Below are 6,845 nucleotides of genomic sequence, written 5' to 3'. Positions count from 1 at the left end.
TCGGTCATGGTCCATGGGCTTGAGTTGGCCGGCCGTCGCCTTGCTGTGCACGACGGCATCGAGCTTGCTGACGCGTCGTCGCAGGTGATACCGGACGGCCCGGCGCCGACAACGAGCACGTCACAGGAGGACGCGTCTGCTTCGGCGGCGCCCGGCTCAGCCGCCGCTGCCGTAGGGTCGGGTGAGGATCTCGAGGAAGTGGCCATCCGGGTCGTTCCAGTAGAAGCCTCGGCCGCCGTCGCCGTGGTTGATCTCGCCAGGCCGGTGCTTACCCGGATCGGCCCAGTACGTGATCCCATGCGCGCGAATGCGGCCAAATATCTCGTCGAACTCGCTTTCGCTGACGAGAAAGGCGTAGTGCTGCGAGTCGACCTCGCCGTCGACCTGCATGAAATCCAGCGTGACGGCGTTGTCGATCTCGACACCGAGGAACGGGCCGTACCGGACCGGTGCGCCGCGTCCGAGCAGCTCCGCCAGCAATTCTGCGGACGCGCGCGGATCGCGGGCCTTGACGATGGTGTGATTTAGCTGGATGGGCATGTTGCTTCTCCGTGCAAGATCGCAAATAGTACGGTTGCCATCCCGTTTGTGGAAAGTGCAGGGGAATGATGAGGTGACCCCATGAGCCGCGCCTGGAAGCTGGCGATCGCGACTGTCTTCGCGGCCGCCCTGCTGGTTGTCGCCCTCTTCTTGCCATTGGAACTGGGCAGCACCCGCATTGTCTCGGTCGTTGATATTGCGCGCAGTCCGCCGGAGGTCTTCGCCTATGTCACCACGCCGGGCCACTGGCCCGAGTGGCATCCCTCGTCACTGGCCGTCAGCGGCGCCGTGGACCACCCGCTCCAGATCGGCGAGTCCGTGATCGAGGACTTCCAGGTCGCCGGTCGCCGCGGGCGCGTGRCTTGGCGCGTCATCGCGCGCGAGCCGGACCGCCTTTGGCGCATCGCCGGGMACATCGAGGGCCGCGAGTCGRGCGCCGTCAGCTATTCGCTGACGCCCACRGCCACTGGCACGCACTTCGTCCGCGAGTTCGAGTACCGGACGCCGAATCTGCTGTTTGCCCTGCTCAACCGGCTGAGCCTTCGAAGCCGCATCGAGGCCGAGTCTGCCCAGGCCGTACGGCAGTTGAAGGAGCGCCTGGAATCGGCTGGCGAACCCGTTCAGCGTTCGGGTTAGCTACTTTCCGGCGCAAAAAATGCGGCCCCGTCGACGACGGGGCCGCGCAGTCACGATAGAGGCGATCTCTGCATGAGCGCACTCGCCGCGGGAGCCCCGGGGGTGTGACGCCCTGAAGCGTTTCACCTGTGTTGTTGTTGTTGTTGTTGTTCGCACGCACCATCGTGTCCGCGACTCTATTGAGGGGTAGTACTTTTCTTGCATGTATGGACCCCGCGCAATACTGTTCGGATAAAGAAATTTGATCCACAATGACCACCGTCGCAACGACGGAGTCGGGCATGGCACGAACCAAGGCGATCCTGGGCACTGGTGCAAGGTTGGCTGACTTTCTGAGCGCCAGTTTGCTGGCGCGAGTCGTGCCGGCTGAGGTGGTCAATGCAGTGCTGGACGCCCACGGCTGCAATTCGCAGCGCGTGCGCAGCTTTCCGGCGGTGGCAGGGGCGTACTACTGCATGGCGCTGAGCCTTTATCCCGAGGCCGCCTACGAGGAGGTCTTCGCCGCCGTGTCGCAAGGGCTTGCTTGGGCCGCTGGCGCTGCGGAACCACCTCGGGTGACCAAGTCCTCGATCAGCGAGTTGCGCAGCAAGATCGGCGCGGCACCTTTGCAGGAACTGGTCGAGCGATGTTGCGTGCCACTGGCTGATGCTCTTACGCACCCTCACGCGTTCTATGCTGGGCTGAGGCTGGTCGCCATTGATGGGAGCTCCTTCGAGTTGCCCGACGAGGCCGAGAACGCGGCCCATTTCGGTTACCCGGGCAGCAGCAGTGGGCACGCCGGCTACCCGCAGGCGCGATGCATGGTGCTGGTGGAGTGCGCCATGCATGCGATCCTGGGCGCCAACCTGGGACCCTTTCGCAGTGACGAGTGGGCGTTGTTCCAGCCGCTGTTACCCCTGCTGAAGCCGGGCATGCTCTGCATGGCCGACCGGGGGTTCAACGGCTTCGAGCACTGGCGCCAGGCGCAGGCCACCGGGGCACAACTGCTGTGGCGCTGCGTAGGAAACCGTCAACTGCCGGTGCATCGCATGCTGGAGGACGGCTCCTACCTGAGCGCCATCCACCCCATCCGTCTGGGTCGAAAGAAGGCGGCAGCCCAGGCCATGGCGGTGCGCGTCATCGAGTACGCCTTGCCGGGGCAGGAAGATTCGCAGCCACGCTACCGGCTCTTGACCACCCTGTTAGACCCGCTGGCTGCGCCGGCGCTGGAGTTGGCGGCGCTCTACAGCCAGCGCTGGGAGATCGAGGCTGTCTTTGACGAGCTCAAGACCCATCTGCGGCAGAACCGACGCGTGCTGCGCAGCAAGACCGCCGAGCTGGTGCGTCAGGAGTTCTACGGCTGGGTGCTGGCGCACTACGCAGTGCGCTGGCTGCTGCACCAGGGCGCCACACGACACCGACTGGCGCATGCCGAGCTGTCCTTCACGGGGCACGTACACCTACTTCGCCGCGCACAGCCCCACTCCGGGGCCTTTCCCCCCAGCGCACCCGAGACGCCGACGACGATGGTTCAATGAACTGCTCGACGCTTGCGGCCAAATCCGCGCCACGCGCACACTGAACAAGCGCTCGCCACGGATGGTCAAGCGGCGCCACTCGAGGTATGCCCCATTTGATCGCCGGGCAACGACCCGAGTGCCGATGGATTGCACGCCCGAAATCATTGATCCGCCTCCACCCCGATCCAAGTCACCAGACTCTCACATACCGTATCGATTCAGAACCTTCATGCCATAACCGAACAGTATTGGGACCCCGCGCCTTTTGCAAGCTCTTTTCGGTGACGTCAAACGGTCTGCATGCTTGTATACGGCTTGCCGGTGGGCGCGTCGAAACATGCCCGCAGCCTCGATGAGATCCGCACGCCCTGCCCTAAGTAAATTGACGGCTTGAGCTCAAAGGCGCAGCCGGCACGGAAAGCAGGCTTGTGGGCGTTAGTCCAACCAGTTCTGTCATCACTTGTAGTGCTCATAGAACTGCGTGTAGCGCTAGGTGCGGCCCTCGGGGTGGGCGGCCACGTACTCCTGCCACAGGAGCATGAGCGTCATGCCCTTGCGGTCGAGCTCCTGATGGATGCGACCCCAGCCGGGTTCGACGAAAGGCTGCGAGGTGACGGCGCGCGGAAGCAGCAAGTTCGACAGTTGCAATTCGTTCCAGTGCTGGACGGTCTCCCAGTCCAGGCCGGCGACGGTGGCCAAGCTGACGTACTTGGCGACGACGCCTTTGGAGACCTTGAGGGTGGTGGCGATCTGCTCGTGAAGGGCGCACGAGGCGCCGCGTGCATCACGGGGGTGTCCGCAGCGCTCGCAAAGATCGCATAGAGGACCCCAAAGGGGGTATGAGGGGCCCAACCGTGCCCTGAAGCGGCGCTCAGCGCCCTCGGCGTGTGCCTACGCCCTCGACTTGGCACCTCGGTGATGCTTCCGACCCAATTTGCTTCGCGAGCTTCCTGCGCGTTGCTCCGCACTGCCTTCAGCGGAAAATCGAAAGACTCTCAGCTTCTCAGGGCTTCAGCCATGCGCCTACACCGCCGTCGATACCCGGCTTGGGGTCGGCCCAGTCGAATGACGCCTCGATCAGACCTCCCCAATCGGCGCGCTGCTTCTTGAAATCCTTCTCGACCAGATAGAGCACATCCCGTCCCATGCCGCGCATCCAGCCCCATTCCATCGCAACGTTCGGGTTCAGTTCGGGCAGGACCTTGTCCTCGACGATTGCGATGCCACGCCTGCTGCCCAGCAGGTACAACTCGACGTTGTCCCATAGCAGCGGGTGGAAACGGGCGTCGCTGGCGAGTCGCGGCGTCGCTCCGGCTGCAATGACTGCGGCGCGTACCGCTTCGATCACGGAAAGCAGTTGTTTGTCTTCCGGTGTCGGATTCTCTGGGTCGACAAACTTGGTCATGATGAAGACGGAGCGCTGAAAGTCGGCGACCTGATGGAATTTGTCGATCTCCTTGCTGTGACGCACGTGGTATGGCGGGAAGTCAACCAGGTCGCGCAGGACCTTGCCCAGCCACTTGCGTCGGCGTTCGATCTCCGTCAGGAGTTCGCCGTCGCGCTCGTCCTTCATCGCCGCCGGATATGGCGAGTTGTTGAGGTCTAGACGCTCCTGCTCCAGCGCGGCGAGCTTGACAACGTCGCTGCGAAGCATCTGGAGGGCGATGTCGTAGTCAATCATCGCCTTTCTCCGGACTCGCTGTAGGCCGTCTGCAGGCGGCCGATGATCTCTTCGACCCGACCCCGGTCGGCGCTTGCGGGAAGCCGCTCGAGCAATCGCTCGACGTTGCTCAACGTGCTATGAAGCATCCAACTCGACGTCGCCGCTCCTAGCGCTCGGTCCACCGCGCGCTCTGCAGCCTGCCAGTCGCGGGCCACTATCGACAGTTCCAGGTCGGTCGCCAATGCCCAGTAGTCGGGCACGCCTTCTGTCATGCGCTCCTGCAAGGCGCCGCGCACGCGCGGCAGCACCAGGTCCAGCTCGGCCAGCGATTCGGCGTCGCCGCGCTGCTGCAACAGGGTGACTACATTGACCCCGGGGTAGTAGTCCTTCGGGTTCTTCTCGAATCCCGCGCGATAGCTTTGCAGCGCATGCTCGAAGTACGCTTGGCCAAGGTCGAGTCGGCCTTCGCTCATTGCCTGGTCGGCAAGGTCTTTGTAGACGCGGCCGAGAATGCCGAAAGTCTCGCCATCGCCGCCTGTCTCCGCGATCAATTCCTCCATGAGCGCGATCGCACGCTCTCGGTCGCCTTCGCCCTTGCGCCGATTGAGCGCCAGCGCCAGTAACTGGCGCACCTCGGGCGACTGCCCAATTTGCGGGGGTGCGTCGGCGGCGAGTGCGACCACCTGGTCCCATTGCGACAGGTCGCGCGATTTACGCATCAGCGAGAGGTAGGCCATCGGGTCGCTGTCTGCCGCGGTGCGCACCTCCTGGGCCGTCTGCTCCAACTTCCGCGCAGCACGCGCTGGCGACTCGAGCACACTCTGCACAAAGGGCTCGCGAGCCCTCGTGCGTGAGGTACCCTGGGCCCTGCGTTCCGACGCAAGTTCAGGCGGCAGGCTCACCTCGATATCCGGATAGAACTCGTACAGCGGGCTGTCGCTGATGGTCGAGCGCATGCTCTGTCGTATCAGTGATTGAAGCGTCGAACGAAAAGCATCGACGTCCTGCAGGCGACCGTCCTCCGTTCCATAGAACAGAACCTGCGCATAGTTCAGGTCAAAGGGCAGTTGCCCGTGATTCGAGATCAACAGTGTGCGACCGCGTCGCAACGCATGGCGCACACCCAGCTCGTAGAGCACGTTGGGATCATGCGTGCTGAGATCGGCGATCATTAGATCGCTGCTGATCAACGCACTGAACAGCATCTTTTGCCAGATCGCGCTCGGCGCGAACTCCTCGACGCGGCGGCATTCAATGCCCAGTTCACGCACCGATGGCGCAATGACTTGGTTGTATAACTCGTCGAAGTCGATGGGCACGCCCTCTCGTCCAACCTTGACGCCGAATGGGATCGAGACGTAGCAACTGCGCATGATTCCTCCTAAGTCGACCTCGAATCCGTATTTACGAATGTGCCAGCGGCTTACGTCAACTACCTCTACGTACGCGTCCGATAAAGTTTCGGATGTGCCCTTCCTGTTCCTGCGGCAGTTTGCTGTACTTCACGTACTCAATGCCCAGAAGGTCACTTGGGAACTCTACCTTGTCTCGGACGAGCAACAGAACGCGATCGCGCCCAAGATGTCCCCAAAACCATCCAACCTCGAGCCACACGTTCTGGCGCGCATGAAGTTGAATGTCTGCCGGCGCCTTGTTGGCGAAAGCCTGGTCGTCCGGTGTGACCAGCGCTATGGCGGCATCCACATCGGATGCCAGCGACTCGAACTTCTCGGCAAGTACGCGCCCGGTCGCCGTCTCGTCTTTCATCACGACTGGCTCAGCGAGACCCTGCCCCCTGAGCCACTCGGTCAGCGGGCCATGGTCTTCCGCGTGCCCATGGATGATCAGCACGCGGATTGGCTCCGCTGCCCGCGTCAGATCTACGACCTCCTGTGCCAGCGCAAGTAGCCATGGGTTGTCTGCGAGGCGCCTTAGACCTTTGGCAATTGACTCCGAGTGCGAGGTCGCCAGATCTGCCAGTCGCTCACTCGCTCCCCCGAATGAGCCGATCGGGATCAGACGCTTGCCTGCGAGCCGTGCTTCCACGCCGACCTGATACGTACCCTCGTTGCCTCCAATCGTGACGATACAAGAGGCCGCACGGACAAATCTGTGCCGATTGTGTCTCCAGCCATCCTCCTCTCCAAAGTCGTAGTCGAACGCCTTGGGAAATCGAGCGTAAAGGTCGGCAAACGGCGCTGGTTCATGCTCGCCGCCTTGCCTGGGTCGAACGATTCCTATGCTGCCATCGGACGGCGGGCCAGCCTCGAGGTACCCATCAACGACGAATTTGTCCGCGGTTGTGATGCGATCACTCCCGACCAGTATCGGTGTTCGTGTCTTGGCGAACTCGCGCCCAATCTCACGACATGCGTTCTCAAAGACGTCGCGACTGGAACGAAGCGGCCAATGCTGCTTATCATTTGCTTTCCAGCTTCCCGTAAACCCGATGCGCATTTGGTGTCTCCTGAAATGACACTACCGCTTCGCCCATACCACCATCGACG

6 protein-coding genes and 1 pseudogene are annotated in these 6,845 nt (G+C 62.6%); 2 read left to right on the top strand and 5 right to left on the bottom strand.

The window, feature by feature from the left end; all coding sequences use genetic code 11:
- Positions 1–156: 156 nt before the first annotated feature.
- Complete coding sequence (locus AC1DYD_RS37865; protein ID WP_478177872.1) at positions 157–540, bottom strand: VOC family protein; 384 nt, start codon at positions 538–540, stop codon at positions 157–159.
- 81 nt (positions 541–621) lie between these two features.
- On the opposite strand from AC1DYD_RS37865, the gene AC1DYD_RS37860 reads away from it, so the two are divergent.
- On the top strand, positions 622–1,176 hold the full coding sequence (locus AC1DYD_RS37860; RefSeq protein WP_478177871.1) for an SRPBCC family protein: 555 nt from the start codon (positions 622–624) through the stop codon (positions 1,174–1,176).
- 281 nt (positions 1,177–1,457) lie between these two features.
- The gene (locus tag AC1DYD_RS37855; protein WP_478177870.1) at positions 1,458–2,693 is read left to right on the top strand and encodes an IS4 family transposase; all 1,236 of its coding nucleotides are present in this window, start codon (positions 1,458–1,460) and stop codon (positions 2,691–2,693) included.
- Between the two features lie 474 nt (positions 2,694–3,167).
- Here the strand turns inward: AC1DYD_RS37855 and AC1DYD_RS37850 are convergent.
- The 4 genes and pseudogenes from AC1DYD_RS37850 to AC1DYD_RS37835 form a co-directional block, all read right to left on the bottom strand.
- A pseudogene (locus AC1DYD_RS37850) lies at positions 3,168–3,425 on the bottom strand (IS21 family transposase); the annotation flags it as partial.
- Between the two features lie 253 nt (positions 3,426–3,678).
- Complete coding sequence (locus AC1DYD_RS37845; protein WP_478177869.1) at positions 3,679–4,356, bottom strand: hypothetical protein; 678 nt, start codon at positions 4,354–4,356, stop codon at positions 3,679–3,681.
- Complete coding sequence (locus AC1DYD_RS37840) at positions 4,353–5,657, bottom strand: TRAFs-binding domain-containing protein (protein WP_478177868.1); 1,305 nt, start codon at positions 5,655–5,657, stop codon at positions 4,353–4,355. The genes AC1DYD_RS37845 and AC1DYD_RS37840 overlap by 4 nt, the downstream gene beginning before the upstream one ends.
- 109 nt (positions 5,658–5,766) lie before the next feature.
- The gene (locus AC1DYD_RS37835; RefSeq protein WP_478177867.1) at positions 5,767–6,795 is read right to left on the bottom strand and encodes a TIR domain-containing protein; all 1,029 of its coding nucleotides are present in this window, start codon (positions 6,793–6,795) and stop codon (positions 5,767–5,769) included.
- Between the last annotated feature and the right edge of the window lie 50 nt (positions 6,796–6,845).

The organism is Variovorax sp. P4_B11 (assembly GCF_056402355.1).
The sequence above is the reverse complement of the archived record's forward strand: the minus strand, read 5'-3'. Positions and strand labels throughout refer to the sequence as shown.

Bases quoted from the DNA above. Each gene is read 5' to 3' on its own strand.
- AC1DYD_RS37865 (WP_478177872.1), bottom strand. From the start codon at position 540: ATGCCCATCCAGCTAAATCACACCATCGTCAAGGCCCGCGATCCGCGC.
- AC1DYD_RS37855 (WP_478177870.1), top strand. From the start codon at position 1,458: ATGGCACGAACCAAGGCGATCCTGGGCACTGGTGCAAGGTTGGCTGAC.
- AC1DYD_RS37845 (WP_478177869.1), bottom strand. From the start codon at position 4,356: ATGATTGACTACGACATCGCCCTCCAGATGCTTCGCAGCGACGTTGTC.
- AC1DYD_RS37835 (WP_478177867.1), bottom strand. From the start codon at position 6,795: ATGCGCATCGGGTTTACGGGAAGCTGGAAAGCAAATGATAAGCAGCAT.